This is a genomic window from Paenibacillus sp. FSL K6-1330, assembly GCF_037976825.1.
In the GTDB taxonomy this organism is placed as follows: domain Bacteria; phylum Bacillota; class Bacilli; order Paenibacillales; family Paenibacillaceae; genus Paenibacillus_AQ.
The window spans coordinates 1276471-1296710 of record NZ_CP150269.1; the positions used below are offsets into that span (position 1 = coordinate 1276471).

At 46.9% G+C, this 20240-nt stretch carries 15 protein-coding genes; 13 read left to right on the forward strand and 2 right to left on the reverse strand.

Annotation, left to right across the window (positions count from 1 at the left end):
* Positions 1–254 precede the first annotated feature (254 nt).
* Positions 255–1442: an MFS transporter gene (locus tag NYE54_RS05625; RefSeq protein WP_339270661.1), complete on the forward strand. Its 1188-nt coding sequence runs from the start codon at positions 255–257 to the stop codon at positions 1440–1442.
* A gap of 198 nt (positions 1443–1640) precedes the next feature.
* Here NYE54_RS05625 and hcp read toward each other — a convergent pair whose 3' ends face one another.
* The gene (gene hcp, locus NYE54_RS05630; protein WP_339270662.1) at positions 1641–3326 is read right to left on the reverse strand and encodes a hydroxylamine reductase; all 1686 of its coding nucleotides are present in this window, start codon (positions 3324–3326) and stop codon (positions 1641–1643) included.
* A 207-nt stretch (positions 3327–3533) separates the two neighbouring features.
* Here hcp and NYE54_RS05635 point away from each other — a divergent pair, with 207 nt between their 5' ends.
* From NYE54_RS05635 to NYE54_RS05670, 8 genes are all read left to right on the forward strand, one after another.
* Entirely contained in the window at positions 3534–4556 is a 1023-nt protein-coding gene (locus NYE54_RS05635) for a 2-oxoacid:acceptor oxidoreductase family protein (RefSeq protein ID WP_339270663.1), read from the forward strand.
* Positions 4553–6850 (forward strand): thiamine pyrophosphate-dependent enzyme, encoded by a 2298-nt coding sequence (locus NYE54_RS05640; protein WP_339270665.1) that lies wholly within the window; start codon positions 4553–4555, stop codon positions 6848–6850. Before NYE54_RS05635 ends, NYE54_RS05640 begins: the two co-directional genes overlap by 4 nt.
* A 94-nt stretch (positions 6851–6944) precedes the next feature.
* Complete coding sequence (locus NYE54_RS05645; RefSeq protein ID WP_339270667.1) at positions 6945–7121, forward strand: hypothetical protein; 177 nt, start codon at positions 6945–6947, stop codon at positions 7119–7121.
* Between the two features lie 216 nt (positions 7122–7337).
* Positions 7338–9602: a helix-turn-helix domain-containing protein gene (locus NYE54_RS05650; protein WP_339270669.1), complete on the forward strand. Its 2265-nt coding sequence runs from the start codon at positions 7338–7340 to the stop codon at positions 9600–9602.
* A 223-nt stretch (positions 9603–9825) separates the two neighbouring features.
* Entirely contained in the window at positions 9826–10821 is a 996-nt protein-coding gene (locus NYE54_RS05655; RefSeq protein ID WP_339270670.1) for an ABC transporter permease subunit, read from the forward strand.
* 54 nt (positions 10822–10875) lie between these two features.
* Positions 10876–11775: a carbohydrate ABC transporter permease gene (locus NYE54_RS05660; RefSeq protein WP_339270672.1), complete on the forward strand. Its 900-nt coding sequence runs from the start codon at positions 10876–10878 to the stop codon at positions 11773–11775.
* A 128-nt stretch (positions 11776–11903) separates the two neighbouring features.
* Positions 11904–13604, forward strand: coding sequence for an ABC transporter substrate-binding protein (locus tag NYE54_RS05665; RefSeq protein WP_339270673.1), 1701 nt, complete (start codon positions 11904–11906; stop codon positions 13602–13604).
* An 82-nt stretch (positions 13605–13686) separates the two neighbouring features.
* Complete coding sequence (locus NYE54_RS05670; RefSeq protein ID WP_339270674.1) at positions 13687–14916, forward strand: alpha-L-fucosidase; 1230 nt, start codon at positions 13687–13689, stop codon at positions 14914–14916.
* Between the two features lie 119 nt (positions 14917–15035).
* Here NYE54_RS05670 and NYE54_RS05675 read toward each other — a convergent pair whose 3' ends face one another.
* Complete coding sequence (locus tag NYE54_RS05675) at positions 15036–15701, reverse strand: hypothetical protein (protein ID WP_339270675.1); 666 nt, start codon at positions 15699–15701, stop codon at positions 15036–15038.
* A 519-nt stretch (positions 15702–16220) separates the two neighbouring features.
* Between NYE54_RS05675 and NYE54_RS05680 the strand changes: the two genes are divergently transcribed.
* From NYE54_RS05680 to NYE54_RS05695, 4 genes are all read left to right on the forward strand, one after another.
* On the forward strand, positions 16221–17333 hold the full coding sequence (locus tag NYE54_RS05680; RefSeq protein ID WP_339270677.1) for a transposase: 1113 nt from the start codon (positions 16221–16223) through the stop codon (positions 17331–17333).
* A 188-nt stretch (positions 17334–17521) separates the two neighbouring features.
* Positions 17522–18088, forward strand: coding sequence for a hypothetical protein (locus tag NYE54_RS05685; protein ID WP_339270679.1), 567 nt, complete (start codon positions 17522–17524; stop codon positions 18086–18088).
* A gap of 60 nt (positions 18089–18148) precedes the next feature.
* On the forward strand, positions 18149–18853 hold the full coding sequence (locus NYE54_RS05690) for a demethylmenaquinone methyltransferase (protein WP_339270681.1): 705 nt from the start codon (positions 18149–18151) through the stop codon (positions 18851–18853).
* 232 nt (positions 18854–19085) lie between these two features.
* Entirely contained in the window at positions 19086–20057 is a 972-nt protein-coding gene (locus tag NYE54_RS05695) for a tRNA-dihydrouridine synthase (RefSeq protein ID WP_339270683.1), read from the forward strand.
* Positions 20058–20240: the final 183 nt, after the last annotated feature.

Sequence of the window (20240 nt, forward strand, 5' to 3'; positions counted from 1 at the left end):
TTTAGTCAAAATCGAACCCATTTAGTGCCGGAGCATCACATTTCAAAAAAACGATTTTCTGAACTTGATATGTCGATTGCCGTAAGAATTATTCAAGGCATCTTGCATGTATATCAAAAAGATTAAGACCTTATATGTTTTTCATATTTTTATTGTAGATAGCCACATGCTAACATATACAAATGCAGATTGAGGGGGAGTGTTATTCAGTTTCCGATTCATGGTTTTTATTCATTCGATATAGGTGGTCCTAAATGTTAAAAAAGTCAGCGTTTCCATTACTACTGCTCAACATGTTTCTCGCTAATCTAAGTATGGGTCTTGTCATTCCAATCATACCGGAACTTCTTGAGCAGTTTACGGCAAGCGGACAGGCCGCGGGCTATTTGGTCTCCTGCTTCGGCTTGACCCAGTTTCTGTTCTCACCCCTTGCAGGTAATCTGTCAGATCGATATGGCCGTAAACCCATGATTATCATAGGTTTGATCTTGTTCGCCATCTCCAACTTGCTCGCAGCGTTCGCGGGCGATCTAACTTTATTATTCGTATCGCGGTTGATTGGCGGAATAGGCTCAGCAGCCTTAATCCCGTCCATTATTGCGTATATTGCGGACATTACGGCAGATGAACAGCGCAGCAAGGCCATGTCATGGTTAGGTGCGTCGATGACATCCGGGTTTATTATTGGACCGGGTGTCGGCGGATTGCTTGCGGAATGGGGCATTAAGATGCCCTTCTATGTATCCGCATGTGTAGGGCTGCTGGCAATGGTTTGCAGTCTATGGGGATTGCCTGAATCGCTGTCGGCGGATATTCGCCAGATGCGTCGTCAAGTGAAGGAGAAGAGCGAGAATGTATTCCGGCAAATCGTGCTTTCGGTTCGGTCTCGTTATTTTGTCCTGTTGCTCATTGTTTTCGCCATGACCTTTGGTTTAACGCATTTTGAAGCGATTTTCCCGCTTTTTGTCGTACAAGTCTACGGATTCACGACGCGTCAAATTGCTATACTCCTTACCGTATGTTCGCTCATCGGCACGTTGAATCAATTGTTGTTCACTGACCGGATCACACGACGATTCGGAGAAAAACGGATCATCGTTGCCATGTTGCTGTTATCGGCAGTATCCCTTGTATTCTTATTATTCTCCGGCCATTTCTACTATGTCATGGTAGTCACGATGTTGTTCTTTACGTTCAATAATATATTGCGCCCCACGATCAATACGCTGTTGTCCAGAGTGGCCGGGGATGAACAGGGATTTGTTGCAGGGATGAATAACACTTATACAAGTCTCGGTACGATATTTGGACCGATGCTGGCAGGTATTTTATTTGAAGTCCATTTTGACTTGCCCTATCTGTTTGGCGGATTCGTACTGCTAGTGAGCAGCATTTTCACGGGAAGTCGATTGAGAAATATACTATCTGTTCAACGCGGCTGATGTGCTCTAATCTTACACAAAAACAAGAACAGTTGTCTTATGTGGACAGACGTGTTGGCAAAAAGCGAATTTTAAACATGGCCGAGAAAATGAAGTTAAAGCATCCCATTTTGCAGTTTTTTTATGAACTACGGCTCAGTACGCTATGAAAATTACTGAATTTTAAGAAAAAGAATGCCCCGGTGAGGGCATTCTTTTTTAGGCACCAAGGAACATGTTCATGTCATCTTCCACATTGGTAATGCCGCCGATACCGAAGTTTTCCACGAGGACTTTGGCGACGTTAGGCGACAGGAATGCAGGGAGCGTAGGGCCCAGATGAATATTTTTAACGCCAAGATAGAGTAGGGCAAGCAGCACGATAACCGCTTTTTGCTCATACCAGGCAATGTTATAGGAAATCGGCAAATCATTAATATCCTCAAGGCCGAATACTTCCTTCAGCTTCAATGCAATGACAACTAGAGAGTAAGAGTCATTACATTGACCAGCGTCCAGGACCCGGGGAATACCGCCGATGTCGCCTAGATCCAGTTTATTGTATTTGTATTTGGCACAGCCTGCAGTTAAAATGACCGTGTCTTTTGGAAGTTCAGCCGCAAAATCGGTGTAATAGTTGCGGGATTTCATCCGTCCATCGCAGCCGGCCATGACGAAGAAGCGGCGGATCGCCCCGGATTTCACGGCATCGACGACTTGATCGGCTACGTTCATCACAGCGGCATGAGCGAAGCCACCGATGATCTCACCCGTTTCAAGTTCCGTTGGAACTGGGCATCCTTTCGCTTGCTCGATTAGTAGGGAGAAGTCTTTGGGAGCACCGTCTTTTCCTTCTGGAATATGGCGGACACCCGGAAACCCAGTGTTGCCTGTTGTATAGATACGGTCCTTATAACTGTCTTTCGGTGGAACGATACAGTTGGTCGTCATTAATATCGGTCCGTTAAAGGCTGCGAATTCGCTATTCTGCTTCCACCAGGCATTCCCGTAATTGCCTACAAAATGCTCATATTTCTTGAATGCCGGATAATAGTGGGCAGGCAGCATTTCACTGTGCGTGTACACGTCCACGCCGGTTCCTTCCGTCTGCTTCAGCAGCTCCTCCAAATCCTTCAGATCATGACCGCTGATGAGAATGCCGGGTCGGTTTCTTACCCCGATATTAACCTTCGTAATTTCCGGATTTCCGTAAACAGAGGTGTTCGCTTCATCAAGCATCGCCATGGCGTTTACGCCGTATTTCCCGGTTTCCATCGTCAAAGCTACCAGATCCTGCACTTCAAGGCTGTCGTCAAGCGTGGCGGCAAGTGCACGGCGCATAAAACGGTTTAATTCGTTATCATCCTTCTCCAGATGCAGCGCGTGGTACGTATAAGCAGCCATCCCCTTCAAGCCGTAAGTTATCAATTCACGCAGCGAGCGGATGTCTTCATTCTTGGTCGAGAGGACACCAACCGTACGTGCCTTTTCATCAAAAGCAGCTTCGTTATCCGCTTGCCAGACGGCAGCATCAGGGAGATTGGCGGTTCCCTCCGGATATTGTTCGTTATAATAGGTGCGCACCTCGCCGCGGAGCTCTATCGCTTCCCGGATTTTTTCCACAAAAACCTCGCGGTCAAAGTTGGCGTTCGTAATTGTTGCAAACAAGGAGTCCATCATAAACAGCGATACGCGCTGTTCAAGCACCTCCGGCAGCTGGGCATCCAGACTGAGAAAAGAGATACCTTTCAGCAAATAAATCAGTAAATCTTGCAGGTTTGCCACATCATGCGGTTTGCCGCATACTCCGACAATGGTGCAGCCTGTTCCTTTGGATGCTTCCTGACATTGAAAGCAGAACATGGACGGCTGATGATTTAAGGTCTCTTGGGCGTTGTTATTCATTATTTCTCCTCCAATTTTGTGATTTTTTGTCGTAAGGTCAGTATAAGATTGCCTCGCAATTGGACTGTTGAAGACAGTATACTTCGCTCCCACAACCGACATAGTGATTGGAATCACAATTTTCTAAGTAGTGAGTTTAATCACAAGCTCGGTCCGTTTCTTCTTTTAAACTGGAATTAATGACCTTAGAAGAAATGAGGAGAGAACATGTCGATTTTACCTCAAGTGAATGAACTGGGATTTTTCGAGATCCGTCTCGAATCCATCGGCGGGTTTGGCGCCAATCTGGCCGGAAAAATGCTGGCCGAAGCCGGGGTTACCGGCTCCGGACTTAACGGTTCGAATTTTTCCAGCTATGGTTCGGAGAAAAAAGGGTCGCCAGTGAAGAGTTTCGTAAGGTTCTGCGATTCCGAGGTGGAAATCCGCGATCACAGTCCCATTGAGCAGCCGCATGTCGTCGGCGTATTTCATGAAGCATTGTATAAGACGATCGATGTCATAAGCGGATTACAGCCTGATGGAACGGTGCTGGTGAATACGGCGCGAGACCTGTCCGAAGTGGCTGTTGATCTTAAAATGACGCAGGGAACGCTGGCCGTAGTTGATGCGCTGAAAATTTCCGTTGAGGAAAAAACCAAAGTGAATACGGCCATGCTGGGGGCTTTGTTCCGGATTTGCAGCTTCCTAAACCCGGACGATATGCGGCAAGTGATCCGCACAACATTTGAGAAAAAGCTGCCCCACCTCGTGGAAGCGAATTTGCGGACCTTTGACAGAGGATATAACGAAGTCCAGTTCCTTTCCTTGGGAGATGGCTCAGAGCTTATAGACCCAATCGCTTTTGCAAGACCGCAGCCGATTCTTGGATATGAAACGCAGGAGCTGGGCGGGATTCTGAACGTTACGGCGAACAGTGTCCTGAAGGATCTTAGCGGCTCCCGGCAGGGATATTTGCCAGAGTACAAGATAGAGGACTGCATTCACTGTGCCGCCTGCGATACGGTATGTCCGGATTTCTGCATCGTGTGGGAGAAGAAACCGGATAAGCGCGGGAATATGCAGATGTTTATGAAAGGCATCGATTATCAGTATTGCAAAGGCTGCTTGAAGTGTATCGAAGCTTGCCCGACCACCGCTTTGGCTGCCATGTTAGAAGAGCCGCATTATGCGGAGCAGCACCGTGTGCCGCAATCATTTCCCTATTTAACTGCGGAGGGAGTCAGATCATGAATATGCAAATTCAAGAAACTACGGAGAACAAGCTGGCGGCCGCTCAAACGGCAGTCTTCGAATCGGGCAACGAAATGGCTGCCATGGCGGCTGCCCAGATTAACTATCACATTATGGGTTATTTTCCGATTACACCATCTACGGAAATCGCCCAATATCTTGACATGATGCGTACACGCGGCGAACATGACATCAAGCTGATTCCAGCTGACGGCGAACATGGATCGGCGGGGATTTGCTACGGTGCAGCCGCAGCCGGAGCACGGGTATTCAATGCTACCAGCGCGAATGGTTTCCTGTATATGATCGAACAGCTTCCTGTGCAGGCGGGCACACGTTTCCCGATGGTCATGAATCTGGTGACGCGTGCAGTCAGCGGACCGCTGGATATTCGTGGTGACCATTCGGATCTTTACTACGGTCTGAATACCGGCTGGGTGATTTTGACCGCCCGTTCACCGCAGGCAGTTTATGACATGAATATCATGGCGCTGCGAATCGCTGAACATGAAGACGTACGCCTGCCGGTCATTGTAGCTTATGACGGATTTTTCACATCGCACCAGAAACGCCGGGTACAAATATTTACGAACCGCGAAACCGTTCAGGAGTTTGTAGGGGAAAAGGCGCCTGAATATCCACATGTGCTGGACGAGAACAACCCGATCGTTGTTGGGGCTTATATGAACGGCGACGATTTGATGAATAACCACTTCCAACAGTCAAACGCCATGTACCGTGCGGGCGAGGTGTTCGAGGAAGTGGCAGAGGAATACGCAGCTTTATCCGGAAGATCCTATTCGCCGCTTGATCTGTATCGCATGGAAGACGCGGAGGTGGCTTTATTCCTGCTCAATTCGGCGGCCGAATCCTCCAAAGACGTCGTGGATCGGCTGCGGGCGAGAGGAATTAAAGCGGGCGTAATCAGTCCGAATATTCTCCGGCCGTTCCCGGCAAGAGAAATCCGCGAGGCGTTGACAGGTGTCAAAGCACTGCTGGTTGGCGAACGTGCTGATTCTTACGGTGCACACGGAGCTAATCTGACCCATGAGGTCAAAGCGGCCCTGCAGGAAATCCGTGGTCCGCAGCCTATTGTGCTGTCCCGCATATTTGGACTTGGCGGGAAAGACTATTACGCGGATGACGCGGAAGCTTTTTTTGCCTTGACGATCGAGGCCATGGACCTCGGTTATGCCAAAGTGCCGTTTGATTATTACGGCCAAACACCGGGAGATGAGGAGCAAAGGTTGCAGCCGGTCATTGCCCCGATGAATGGAGACACCTTTAAATCTGGCCTGATCACCGTAAAGGTGGATGAAGAGACAAGTAAACTATCCGTTAAAGTGCCGCCGATGCGGGCGCTTGCCGCGAAACCGAAACGGTTTGCTTCCGGCCACGGAGCTTGCCCGGGCTGCGGTATTTTCCCGGCGCTGGAGCTCTTTTTCAAAGGGATTGAAGGCAATGTCGTTACTTTATTCCATACCGGCTGCGCTTATATCACCACAACGGGTTATCCGTATAACTCGCATAAGCAGAGCTTCATTCATAATTTGTTCCAGAACGGACCGGCTACTTTATCCGGCACGGTAGAAGCGTTCCTTGAGAAGAAACGCCGCGGGGAAATCGAAGTTCCTGAGGATTTCACTTTTGTGATGGTGACTGGCGACGGCGGCATGGACATCGGGATGGGTTCGGCCATCGGGACGGCGCTGCGGGGCCATAACCTGATCATTCTGGAATATGATAATGAAGGCTATATGAACACCGGTGCACAGCTTTCGTACTCTACGCCATTAGGGCATATGACCAGTACGTCGGGTGTCGGCAAACAGCAGCAGGGCAAAGCGTTCCATCACAAAGATACGGTACAAATGATGGCGGCGGCACATATTCCGTATGTATTCACAGGGACGGAAGCATTTCCGCAGGATCTTGTGAAAAAGGCGGCAAAAGCGCAGTGGTACGCCCAGAATGTAGGTACCGTCTACGGCAAGCTGCTGATCACATGCCCGCTGAACTGGAAATCGAGCGACAAGGATGGGGAGAACATCGTCCGCGCGGCCGTGAATTCAAACTTCTTCCCACTGTATGAAGTAGAGCAGGGAGAAACGAATATTACGTACGATCCTGAAGCGAAGAAAAAACAGGTGCCGCTCAGCGACTGGCTGAAATATATGGGCAAATCAAGACATCTGCTCAAGGAAGAAAACAAAGAAATGCTTGGCCAATTTGAAAAAGAAGTGGAGCGGCGCTGGTCGATTCTGAAAGCGAAACACGAGAACCCGCTGCTATAAAATATTCAATTCAGCATACTAGGATTTACAGCAACGGAGCGGGCATTGTCCCGCTTCTTTTTTTGTTTATAAGTTATGATTAGGGGCCTTGACCTTGGTTGCACAAGATGTGGCTGATATGGGGATCAAAGTTATCTGGGCAGGGTGCAAACGGATATGGGAGGAGCAGATGTATCCCAAACAATCGAGGAAGGGGCAGATACGGCTGTTTGGTTGGCGCTACTTGGCGAAGATGGTCCTAATGGAGGCTACTTTCGTGAACGCCAGCTAATCGCTTGGTAGATTTTTCGAATTATAAACAGAAGTTAGTCAGTGGGCCAAGGGATTTGTATCCCTTGGTTTTAATATTTTCATTCGTTGTCTATGGTTGTACGGAGTTTGCGGTCTAGCCTCATTGAGCAAATGGCTATGGAGAACTATAACCTAAGAGGTGCTTTTTAAGTTATAATAATTAAAAATTCATGAAAAAACGGTGGGAGGGTTGATCATGCAGAGATCCTGGTACAAGCGTCTATTGCTCTCCTATATGCCCATTTTTGTTATTGTGATTACCTTTATATTTTTTGTTTTCTTTCAGCTGTTCAGCGAACAGAGTCGCCGGGAGGCCCTTAACGCCAATAAATCGCTTTCCTTGCAAGCGATGCGTATGGTGGACACCTCTCTGAAGGTGATCGACAATATGATCGTTCTTGAGAGCATCAATAGCAAGGCTTTGAACGATTTTTTTGAATCTTCTGCCGTGAGCGATCCATATATCAATATCCAAGCTGTTAAGAAGCTCAAGGAGATTATTAATTATTATCCCTTGATTGATTCGATTTATCTGGTGAGGAATTCGGACGGCTATGTGCTCAGCGATGCCACGAATGGATACATAAGTACATATCCGGACCATGAATTTATCGAGCAATATCAAGTATCGAAAACGCCGAAATGGACAGGCGCTAGAAATTTTGAACAATTTACAATGAAAGGCGGCAAACAGGTGGTCAGCCTGGTCAGAGGATCGCCTTATATGAAAAACGATTTTGGCATGATCGTCGTCAATGTGAGCGCGGAATCTTTGAACAAGCTTACCCAAGAGATGCTGGATTCCAAGATGAGCTTCATTCAGGTTGAGGATGCTTCCGGAAATCATCTGTTCGGCACCTCGATGGATCGTCCGCCATCCCAAGTCAATTCCCAGTATGTATCAAGCTATACGAATTGGAAATATGGCAGCGGTTTGTTGAACAACAGTTTTGTAAGCGCTATCTCTTATTTGTATAACCTTTGGTTTATCATCGGTCTTGGCATGATTGCCATCGGCTTCCTATGGATGATTTATGTTTCCAGGCGCAACTCCAAGCCCATTGAGGCAATCGCCGCCCGATTCAGCAGCTATTCGCTTCCGGTGGTGAGCGGAGGTCGGGGGAAGGGGAAGCTGGATGAATTTGCTTTTATCGAATCCGCCTTTGACAACATACTGGAACAATCCAAGGAATATCAGGAGAAATACCGTGAGGATCTCCATGTCAGGACCCGGTATATGTTCCGTCAGCTGATCGAGGGGGACTCTCGTCTGTCTATTTCCGAATGGAAATCTGAAGCGGTTCGGCTGAATTTGCCGCTGCCGCTGGATCGATATCGTATCCTCATCCTTGAAATCGATAAGTATGGCGATTTCTGCCGGGACTATTCCAAAGCCGATCAAGATCTGCTTAAATTCACCCTGCGGACGGTCGTGGACGAGATCGCTTCGAAAAAGGACTGCCGGCTGTGGTCGGAATGGACGTCACCTTCCAATCTGTCCATTATGCTGTTTGAAGAACGGGATCAGGACAAGTTCGAGGAGGCCGTACTGGTCCCGGTTGCAGAACAAATCCTTGCATGGACGCACCAAAACTTGAAATTTACGATTACGATTGGCATAGGCAGATGCACAGATCAAATTGGAGATATTCCGCACTCTTATAAAGATGCGATGCAAGCCTTAAAGTATAAAATCGTGCTCGGTGAAAACCGGCTGATTCGCAGCGAGGATATTTCGAGCCATGGCATCGTCGAGGTTTATACGCATTTGGGAGAAATCCGCTCGATCATCCAGTCCTTCAGAATGCTGAAAGAGCATTGGAGCGACGATTACGATCAATGGTTTGAACAGCTGAAGAACAGCTTCCTGACCAATGATGAAATATTCAGCCTGATGAATTACCTTATTTATTATATCGGCCGCGAAATGTCGGGACTGGGCAAGGAAATTTACAACAAGTGGATACAGGAGGGATTGCCGAAGCTGACAGTAAAGGTAGACAATTCTTACTCCTTGGAGCAGCTGAGACAGGAAATCAAACAAGTGCTGACGGATCATTATGAACAGATGAAACAGATTCAGGATGGAAACCAATACTCCAATATGATCAGAAACATATGCAGCCTAATCGAGTGCGATTATGCCAATCCGGATCTTTCCCTTGAAATGCTGGGGGAACAGTATCAGCTCAGCGCCAAATATGTAAGTAAATTGTTTAAGGAAAACACCGGACAAAGATTCGTTGATTTCCTGATCGATATTCGAATGAAGGAAGCGAAGCGGCTGCTGACGGAAACGGACTATTCCGTGCAGGAGATTGCAGAGCGGGTCGGATACGCCCACGCCATTTCGTTTACCCGCGTTTTCAAGAGGACGGCTGGAGTTACCCCGGGCGAATACCGGAATAACCGGAAGGCACAGCAGCGTGGAGAAAATGATTCAGTAGTAGAAAACGGTTAAGGCGGCGATCATGCATCGCTGCCTTTTTTGATTGAAAATGTACCCGTTTTTAAGGCAGTCCGCTCGCCTCCAGTAAACCTTGATGCGTTTTTACGAGGAGACCTTGGCGAAAACGGTTAACTGTTTTTATTTTTGTTTCTTGTTGCCGGATGACATTGTTGTATACACTCGGTTTACATCGCAAGGACCTGAAAGTAGGAATGGACGAAAGGAGTTAACCAGCATGACGAGACTGAACTCTAGGCTTCAAACCGAACCAAGCCTGGACCAGAAACATCCCCTACAGTTGAAAGCGCTGCCAGAAGGGGGAAGAGGAAGGTCAAGAAGAAAACAAATTAAGCGTCATTGGCAGCTGTATCTCGTTCTGCTGCTGCCCGTTCTTTATTTGATCATTTTTAAATACGTACCGATGGCCGGCATTGTAATCGCATTCAAAAATTATAACGTCATCAAGGGAATCTGGGGAAGCGACTGGGTCGGACTGAAATATTTCCACCAGTTCTTCGATTCGCCGAACTTCTGGCTCTACATTAAAAACACGCTTGGCATCAGTTTCTATGGATTGATCGTAGGCTTTCCAGCACCCATCCTATTGGCACTGGCGCTGAACGAAATTCGCAACGGTCTATTCAAAAAGACGGTGCAGATGGTATCTTATGCCCCATATTTTATTTCTACAGTCATCATGGTTTCGATCATTGTCGTCAATCTGACGCCAAACGTTGGGATGATCAGCAAATTTTTTGAGATGCTTGGTATGAGTAATACGAATTTTATGGGTATTCCGGGTCTTTTTAAGTCCATTTACGTCTGGTCGGATGTCTGGCAGTTTACAGGATACGGAGCGATTATTTACATTGCAGCGCTGTCCGGCGTCAACCCGGAGCTGTACGAATCAGCCAAAGTGGATGGCGCGTCCCGCATCCAAAAGATTCTAAACATCGATATCCCGAGCCTCATTCCCGTATCGGTCATTCTGCTCATTCTCAATCTAGGCAACATCATGAAACTAGGCTTTGAAAAAATATACCTGATGCAAAATCCGCTTAACTTAAGCACGTCAGAAGTCATATCCACTTATGTGTACAAGGTTGGTTTGCTGGGATCCAGCTTCAGTTTCTCGACGGCAATCGGTCTCTTCAACTCGGTCATTAACCTTATACTGCTGGTGTCCGTCAATTACATCGCCAGAAAGCTGTCTAACAGCAGCTTGTGGTAGGGATATCCCGCTTTTCGAAAAAACAAAACCAACTCCGGAAAGAGAGGAGACTTTATGTTCAATAAAACGGCTATACGTGAATCGAAAGGCGATCGCCTCTTCATGTTCTTGATCTATCTGTTCTTGTCATTGGTTCTTATTGCTGTAGCTGTACCACTGATCTACATTGTAAGCTCGTCCTTCAGTTCGCCTCAAGCAGTCGTAACGGGCAAAGTTTGGCTGTTTCCCGTAGATTTTACGCTGGACGGCTACAAGGCGGTGTTCAATAATCCGCAAATCGGCGTCGGCTATCTGAACTCCCTCTTTTACACCGTCGTCGGCACGATCATTAATGTAACACTAACGATTATGCTAGCTTATCCGCTGGCGAAGAAGACGCTTTACGGCCGTAATTTCTTCATGGTTCTGCTGGTGATCACGATGATGTTTGAAGGAGGACTGATTCCTTATTATCTCGTCGTCAAAAATCTCCATCTGCTGGATACGCGCTGGGCCATGATATTGCCGGGGGCGCTTGGGGTATTCCAGGTTATCGTCGCAAGGACGTTTTTCCAAACCACGATTCCCGATGAATTGGCGGAAGCCGCGGAGCTGGACGGATGCAGTGACATCCGGTTCATTTTCAGCATTGTCCTGCCGCTGTCCAAACCCATTATTGCGGTCATGACATTGATGTATGCAGTCGGGCATTGGAATGCTTATTTTGATGCACTGATCTTCTTAAGGAGTCCTGACTTGTTCCCGCTTCAAATCATTCTCAGAAACATTCTAATTCTGAATTCAGTCGATGCTTCCATGATGGCGGATGTGAGCCAGATGCAGGCGCAGCAGGGGCTCAAGGATTTGCTGAAATACTCCTTGATCGTTGTTGCGAGTTTGCCTGTGCTTATCATATATCCTTTCGTCCAGAAACATTTTGTCAAAGGCGTCATGATCGGCTCGCTAAAGGGCTGATCATGACAGAGCGATAATGGCATCAAGGAGGTGAGGCTGTACATTATTCAGATACGGCAAAAGCTCGTGGCGGCACAGGAAAGGGGCCAAGCGCCCGAAATACTGATGATAAGTGGGGGGAATATTCAATGGAAAAGAGCATGAAAAAGAAAACCTGGCTAGGCTTCATCAGCTGCCTGATGGCTTGCATGCTGCTGCTTAGCGCCTGCAGCGGCACCAAATCGGCCGATTCCGGCGATCAGGCAAACGGCAAAACGGCAGATGAAGATTTGTTTACGCCTGTCGGTTCCTATCCGATCGTGAAGGAGCCGATGACCATTAAAATGTTCGCACCGCAATACGCGTCAATCGAAAACATGGATACCAATTTATATACCAAATACCTTGAAGATAAGACGAACATCAAAATCGCTTGGGACCTTGTACCGGAAAATGCTTTGAACGACCGTAAGCAGCTCATGCTGGCCGGCGGCGATTATCCTGAAGTCATTCTCCATGGGAATTTGACCAAGGAGGAGCAGATGAAGTATGGGTCGCAGGGCGTGTTTATCCCTCTGAATGATTTGATAGACCAATATGCACCCAATATCAAGAAAGCGATGGAGGATATCCCTTACATGAAAGCCTCCATCACGACTCCGGACGGCAACATCTATGCATTGCCGCAGGTCAATGAATGCTACCATTGTGACAATGCGCTCAAAATGTGGATCAATAAAAAATGGCTCGATAAAGTGGGACTGCCTGTTCCAACGACAACTGACGAATTTTATACTGTGCTGAAAGCGTTCAAAGAGAAGGATCCGAACGGCAACGGCAAACAAGATGAACTCCCGCTGACAGGCTCGGATGAAATGTGGGCAGGCAACGTCTCCGCCTTCCTGATGAACTCGTTTATCCTTGATGATTACGTCGACAAGGGTTCGGGTACGTTCCTCCGCGTCATTGATGGCAAAGTTGATTTTACGGCAAACAAAGAAGAGTGGAAGCAAGGCCTCCTTTATCTGAATCAATTGTACAAAGAGGGATTAATTGATCCCGCAGCCTTTACCCAGAATGCGGATGCGATTCAACAAATGGCCAACCGCGAACCGGACAATATTATGGGTACGCTTTCAACTGCATTAATTAGTTATGCTTACAGCATGGATGATAAGGCGCCGCGTCATAAAGATTATGTTGCCCTGCCTCCGCTAAAAGGCCCGAATGGTGTGCAGCAGACGCTGAATTTTGCGGGAATCGCTGTCTCACAATTTGCGATTACGAATAAAGCGACGAGCGAGCAGCAGATTGCCGCCATCCGGTTAGCGGATTATCTGTATACGGAAGAAGCGATCCTGTTGCAGGAATATGGTCCTGAGGGCGAAAGGTGGCGGAAAGCGGAGTCCGGTGAAAAGGATATCGATGGGAAGCAGGCTAAATATACAGCTATTCCTGACCCCGAGAAAAAGCCGACGCATAATGACGGTTGGGAACAGATCGGTCCATCGCTCAGAACTTATGCTTATCGAGCATCCTGGACATCTCCTCAGGATCCGCTCGCTCCCGACGGATACGGTACCCGTCTGAATCAGGTTTCCAAGGAATATGAACCGTACCAATCCAAGGAGCAATATCCAACAGGACTGTTCATAGCGCTTGAAGATGCCGAGCTCGTTGCGCAGATCAAGACAACGCTTGTCGACTACGTAAAATCCAATATGGCGCAGTTTATTACAGGCTCTAAAGATATTAATAAAGAATGGGACTCTTATGTGCAAGGGCTGGAAGGAATGCAGCTTAGCCAGTACCTGGAGATCTATCAAAAGGCATTAGATGCGAGAAAATAATGCAAGATTTGTTCCCTGCACACGGAAATTCCTTGTGCAGGGATGATGATTTAACCTTCATAGAAAGCAGGTGTATGATTCAATGAATGAACTTGCAAAGCCATCTCCACAGCAGCTGGCATGGCAGGATATGGAGATGGGCATGTTTTGCCATTTCGGTATGAATACGTTTTGCGATCAGGAGTGGGGAGACGGAACGGATTCGCCGGAGCTCTTCAATCCGGAGCAGCTTGATGCCCGGCAGTGGGCTAGAACCGCAAAACGCGCGGGCTTCAAATATCTGGTATTGACCGCAAAGCATCATGACGGATTCTGTCTGTGGCCAACGAAAACGACCGATTACTCCGTGAAGTCCAGCCCGTGGAGGGACGGTAAAGGGGATGTCGTCCGTGAAGTTGCCGATGCCTGCAGAGAGGAAGGGCTCCAGTTCGGATTATATCTGTCCCCCTGGGATCGGCATGAACCTTGCTATCCCGATAAAGAGGCTTATGACGATTTTTATGCGGAGCAATTAACGGAGCTTCTGACCGGGTATGGACCGTTGGTTGAAGTATGGTTCGACGGAGCCGGTTCCCAAGGCAGGGAATACGATTGGAACAGAATCATCGGTCTGGTGGATCAATACCAGCCGGATGCAATGGTCTTTAATATGGGACGCCCGACCATCCGCTGGGTAGGGAATGAAGACGGCGTCGCCCCTTATCCGTGCTGGAATACGGCCACCACGGCGAAGGAGAGTATGTTCACCAGCGATATGATGACCTGGATGGAAGGAACCCCGGGCTGGGTACCGGCTGAATGCGATGTTCCGATCCGTAAGCTTCACTGGTTCTGGCATCCTGACGATGAAGCAAGCGTAAGAAGCCTGGAGGAAGTACTGGATATTTATTACCGCTCGGTCGGCCATGGCGCTACGCTGCTCTTAAATATATCCCCGGACAACCGCGGGCTGCTGCCTGAAGTGGATGTGAAGCGTGTCATCGAATTCGGAGATGAAATCCGCCGCAGATTCGGGCAGCCGGTTGGCCAAACGAGTGGAGAAGGAAGCGAGCTGCTTCTGAAGCTGGAGCATAGCCAGCCAGTAAATCACGTAATCATCATGGAGGACATAACCCATGGGGAGCGTGTGCGTGAATACGCGCTTGAAGCATACAGCCAAGGCGAATGGAAAGAGCTTGTACGTGGAAGTGCGATTGGGCATAAAAAAATCGACCAGTTCGACACCGTCGAAACCGATCAATTGCGTGTCAGAATCCTTTCCAGTGTGGAGAAACCTTTGATCCGCAATTTGGCTGCATATCACGTGGAATGATTTTCATAAGTGAAATTAGTAACCAAAAACAGACTGCCGCGGCAGTCTGTTTTTCGTATTTAGTACTTCGTCTCCATTTCTTAAAAGGGAGCTTAGAAAATACTGCCTGGTATCTTGATTTACGCGCTAATCACGTTACCGCAATAGTCGCATTCCTTCTCATCGTTAGCATACACGATGATTCTGGCTCCGCAGCTCGGGCATTCCATGGATCTAGGCCGCCGATCCTCGCTTTCATCGTATTCATCTACATATTCCTCATCAACATATTCATATTCTTCGTCTTCGTACTCCTCATCACCATATTCGTCTACATATTCTTCATCATAATCATCATCATAGGCTTCATGATACTCTTCAGTCTCAAGGTCGAGGATGCCATTTTGGATTCGGCCGAAGGGCAGCATGTGTTCTGTGATCATAAAATCCAAGTCTCGAATGACGTGATTGGGAGATTGTTTCGTCGCTACGGCGATATGATCAATCTCTTTGATTCTTCTGTTTATAACAAGGTGGTAATACTGGTGCAATAATAAGCTGAATTTGCGATCTGCCCGGCTGCCCAATATGAAAAAAGCGATAGCCGGAATTAGAAGTATTACTCCATATAGCCAGGCAGAATCCCAGAAAAGTTGAACATCCTCAGGGTTGTTGAGGTCAAAAGCTAAAATAAATAATCCCATGATTAAAATATAAGTATAAACCCAAAGCCATCCAATCAGTCGATGATTTCTTCCCTTGCGAGAGTGATGAACATGAGTCGTAAGTACACGGAATAATGTCATCAAGAGACCGACGGGATATAATGTGAAGGCGAGTGTTAAAATGACACGGTCGAGAACTTGGAATATTTTGATTTATAAGGTAAATAATCTTCCATCCTTAGTACTCCTTTTCGTACGGTACTTTCTGGTTCTAATATACTATCATTGTATACGATTTATGGTCTTTGTTGTTGCATTATTTGGAAAAATACGGTGCAGACATAAGAGGAACGGCAGACAAGGAAGCCTTGATGAGCTGTCTAAACGAACCTAAGAAGCAGATATTCCATTCAATATGTGGGACATGTTATGGGTTGTTTTTTGGCAGGGGTTTATTCATGCTTTGCGTAAGGACACTCGTGACTTCAGTCATGAGAGGAATTGCGTTTTTTTCCTCCTTAGAATCATCGCAAATGCTCCTTCTTTCTCAAAAAACAAACAACTACTTTGGACTAGAACAAATGTTTGGTATAATGGTAAATATAAACGTTACGTTCCTGTTCCTACTTCGATCCTCACGGAAAGGATGGGTGAGATCTGTTGAAGCTAACGGTTACCGCCAAAATCAAAATTTTACCTTCATCAGAGCAGAAAGAGTTGTTGTTCCAGACACTCCATGCCTATCGGATGGCCAGCCAATTTGTATCGAAGCTCGTCTTTGATGAGAAGGTGCTCCACCAACAGAAGCTGCATCTCTTGACGTATCGCAAGCTTCGTGCCGATTTCGGGCTTCGCTCTCAAATGGCGCAATCGGTGATGAAGACGGTCATTGCCCGCTATAAGTCCATTCAAGGAAATGGGCATCCCTGGACTCTTGTACGATTCAAGAAGCCGGAACTCGATTTGGTCTGGAACCGCGATTACTCCATGCGAAACCCAATGTTTTCAGTCAATACCTTATCCGGGAGGATCAAGGTCCCCTTTGAAAGCAAAGGCATGGAACATTATTTGGATGGAACATGGACATTCGGTACAGCCAAACTGGTGCATAAGCGCGGAAAGTTCTTCCTGCATATCCCCGTGACCCAACCTGTGGACGAATCGTCCGTGCATGACATCGAAAGAATCGTCGGTGTAGATATGGGGATCAACTTTATCGCCGTCAGCTATGATTCGCGGGGAACAACCGCATTCTTCCACGGCAGAAGGGTCAAGAACCAGCGTTCAAAGTACAAGCGGCTTCGCAAGCGGCTGCAACAGGTTGGAACAGCTTCCGCCCGCAGAGCGATCAAGCGTATCGGACAGCGAGAAAACCGTTATATGACCGATGTCAACCATCGGATATCGAAGGCACTCGTTGACCGGTACGGAGCGAATACCTTATTCGTTGTGGAAGATTTAACGGGCATTCGCCATGTGACAGAACGTATTCGCATCCGGGATCGATACGAGAGCGTGTCATGGTCGTTTTACCAACTTCGTCAGATGATCGAGTACAAAGGGATTCGTTCAGGCGCCAAGGTGATCGCAGCGAATCCGGAGTACACGTCTCAGAAGTGCCCGAAGTGCCTGCGTACAAACAAAGCGAACCGCGACAGGAAAAAGCACCACTTCTGTTGCAGAGAGTGCGGCTACGGCTCTAATGATGATCGAATTGGAGCCATGAATCTTCAGCGCATTGGAATGAAGTACATCGCTGAAGTGGCTGTGTAGGTATACCTGTACAGCCAGGCAGCAGTCAACCTGCCTATCGTAACGCCATGTTAAGGAAGGAGGCCTAACCCGCCGCTCTCACTTCCGGGCAGTTACAAGCTCGCGACTTCAGTCATGAGTTGTTGACACTGAATAAGATGTGCAGATTGATACCGCGCCCCTCAGGGTTTGAAAATATAGGAGGAACCATGTCCTGGAGCAAATTGAAGCAACAGCTGGAGAGTTTTCTCAGTCCTGCATTAGCTGGAAGAGTTGAATATCGCGCCACCGGTTATCGTTATTTACCTGATAAAGCAGGGCTTTGTTATATTTCGGTAGATAAAAAGAACGTACTCAATATGAGTGATAAAACCAGCTCCATAAGGTGGTATCAGACGGAGCTGGAAATTAAGAATGATCCCAATATCCAAATTCCGATCAGCGATGATGAATTGGAAGCCGTCAGAAAGGAAACCAAAGGGACCGTTCCAGAGGATCGTCTAAACGTAATTGCAAGAAATAGAAAAGTATCCGTACTCGCCAAGGAGCTTTTGTCAGCACAGGCTGCATTAAGTAAATCCAATTTTGTCGCTACAGCGAATAAGTTCTTATCTACTTCTATAGAAGAAAGCATAGAGAGCGATGATATCTTATTGAATATTCTAGCTTTGGTAGACAGACGAGTTGGCAAAAAGCGGATTTTAAACATGGCAGATAGGATGAAGCTAAAGCATCCGATTGTGCAATGTTTTTATGAACTGCGGCGCAGTGCGTGATGAGCATAAATAATTTTTGTTGAAAGAATCATATTGCACTTGTGGAAGAGAGGGAATTTCATGTCTGAACAAACAAAGTCGGAAAGAGTTCATCAGGTATTTGAAAAGATATCGGATCAATACGACTCGATGAACTCGGTCATCACTTTTAGGAGACATATCGCATGGCGCCATGATGTTATGAAACGGATGGATGTTAAAGAAGGTAGTAAAGCTCTTGATGTGTGCACTGGAACCGGGGATTGGGCGATTGCTTTAGCAAATGCTGTTGGAACGCATGGAGAAGTCATTGGATTAGATTTTAGCCAAAACATGCTCAAAATAGCCCAAGATAAGCAAGAGCAACAAGCTTTAAAGCAGCTTACCCTTATCCAGGGAAATGCCATGGAGCTTCCTTTTGAAGATGATTCATTTGATTATGTAACCATTGGTTTTGGTTTAAGAAATGTACCCGATTATTCAACCGTGTTGCGGGAGATGTATCGAGTAACTAAACCAGGCGGACAAGTCGTTTGTTTAGAAACATCCCAACCCACAGTAATCGGTTATAGACAAGCTTCCCTCTTTTATGTTCGCTATATCATGCCCTTGCTTGGAAAGTTTATTGCCAAAAGTTATGATGAATACTCATGGTTACAAGAATCAGCCCGTCATTTCCCCAATAAAAATGTACTGAAACAAATGTTTTTGGAAGCGGGATTTTCCAAAGTAGATGTAAAAAGCTATAGTGGCGGTGTCGCGGCAATGCATATGGCGATAAAATAAATAATAGCAAGGAGGGGCTACGCCCCTCTTTTTTTATTGGGAGTATGCACCTCTCTGGAATATGATATATTCATTAAAGTGTCTACGATTAACATATACTGCTGTTTGATATACATTGCTTAAATATGCTATAAGTGAAGAAAAAGCAAGAGCATGAACAAGATCAAGAACAGGTTGGACTTACTATTTCGGGACAAAGATTTGTCCTGATATTTATAGAGGAGTATTGAATATGAAAGACAATTTTTGGCTTGATTTGCCACGACCATTTTTTGTACTGGCGCCCATGGAAGATGTGACGGATGTTGTGTTTCGCCATGTCGTAAGTGAAGCAGCCAGACCGGATGTGTTTTTTACGGAGTTTGCGAATACAGAGAGCTATTGTCACCCAGAGGGGAACCACAGTGTGCGCGGACGTTTGGCTTTTACAGAGGATGAACAGCCCATGGTAGCCCATATCTGGGGAGATAAGCCGGAATACTTTCGTCAAATGAGTATCGGCATGGCGAAAGAAGGGTTTAAAGGCATCGATATTAATATGGGTTGTCCTGTAGCGAATGTAGCAGAGAACGGGAAGGGAAGCGGGCTGATCTGCCGTCCCGACATTGCAGCGGATATAATCCAGGCCGCCAAAGCCGGGGGACTGCCCGTCAGTGTAAAAACAAGGCTCGGTTTTAGTAGCGTAGACGAATGGCGTGACTGGTTAACCCATATTCTGAAACAAGACATTGTGAACCTGTCCATTCATCTGCGGACAAGAGATGAGATGAGCAAAGTAGACGCTCATTGGGAACTGATTCCGGAGATTAAGAAACTTCGTGATGAGGTGGCACCAGACACACTTCTAACCATTAACGGGGATATTCCTGACCGTCAGACCGGCCTCCAGCTCGCTGAACAATATGGAGTGGACGGCATTATGATTGGACGTGGTATTTTTCATAATCCGTTTGCCTTTGAGAAGGAGCCGAAGGATCATAGCAGTGAGGAATTGCTTGATCTGCTGCGGCTGCATCTGGATCTCCATGATCAATATTCAGTACAGGAGCCACGTTCATTCAAAGCTCTTCATCGCTTTTTCAAGATTTATGTCAAAGGGTTTAGAGGGGCAAGCGAACTAAGAAATCAATTGATGAGCACGGCGTCTACAGATGAAGTACGTGCGCTTCTGGACGAATTTGCACAGCATATGGAGGAGCGTTAAATTTGTTATAAGATCCACCGAATGTAAGTCTAAAAGAAAAGAAGACAACAGGATTAAACTGGTCCCCATAGACTGGACACTTAGAAAAAAGTGTTGGCTGCGGGGGCCTTTTTGTATACTGGTACTTAGCATCAGCGTACGACGCGTTATTGTTATTTATGCGAACTGCTTGTGTGTTGTCAT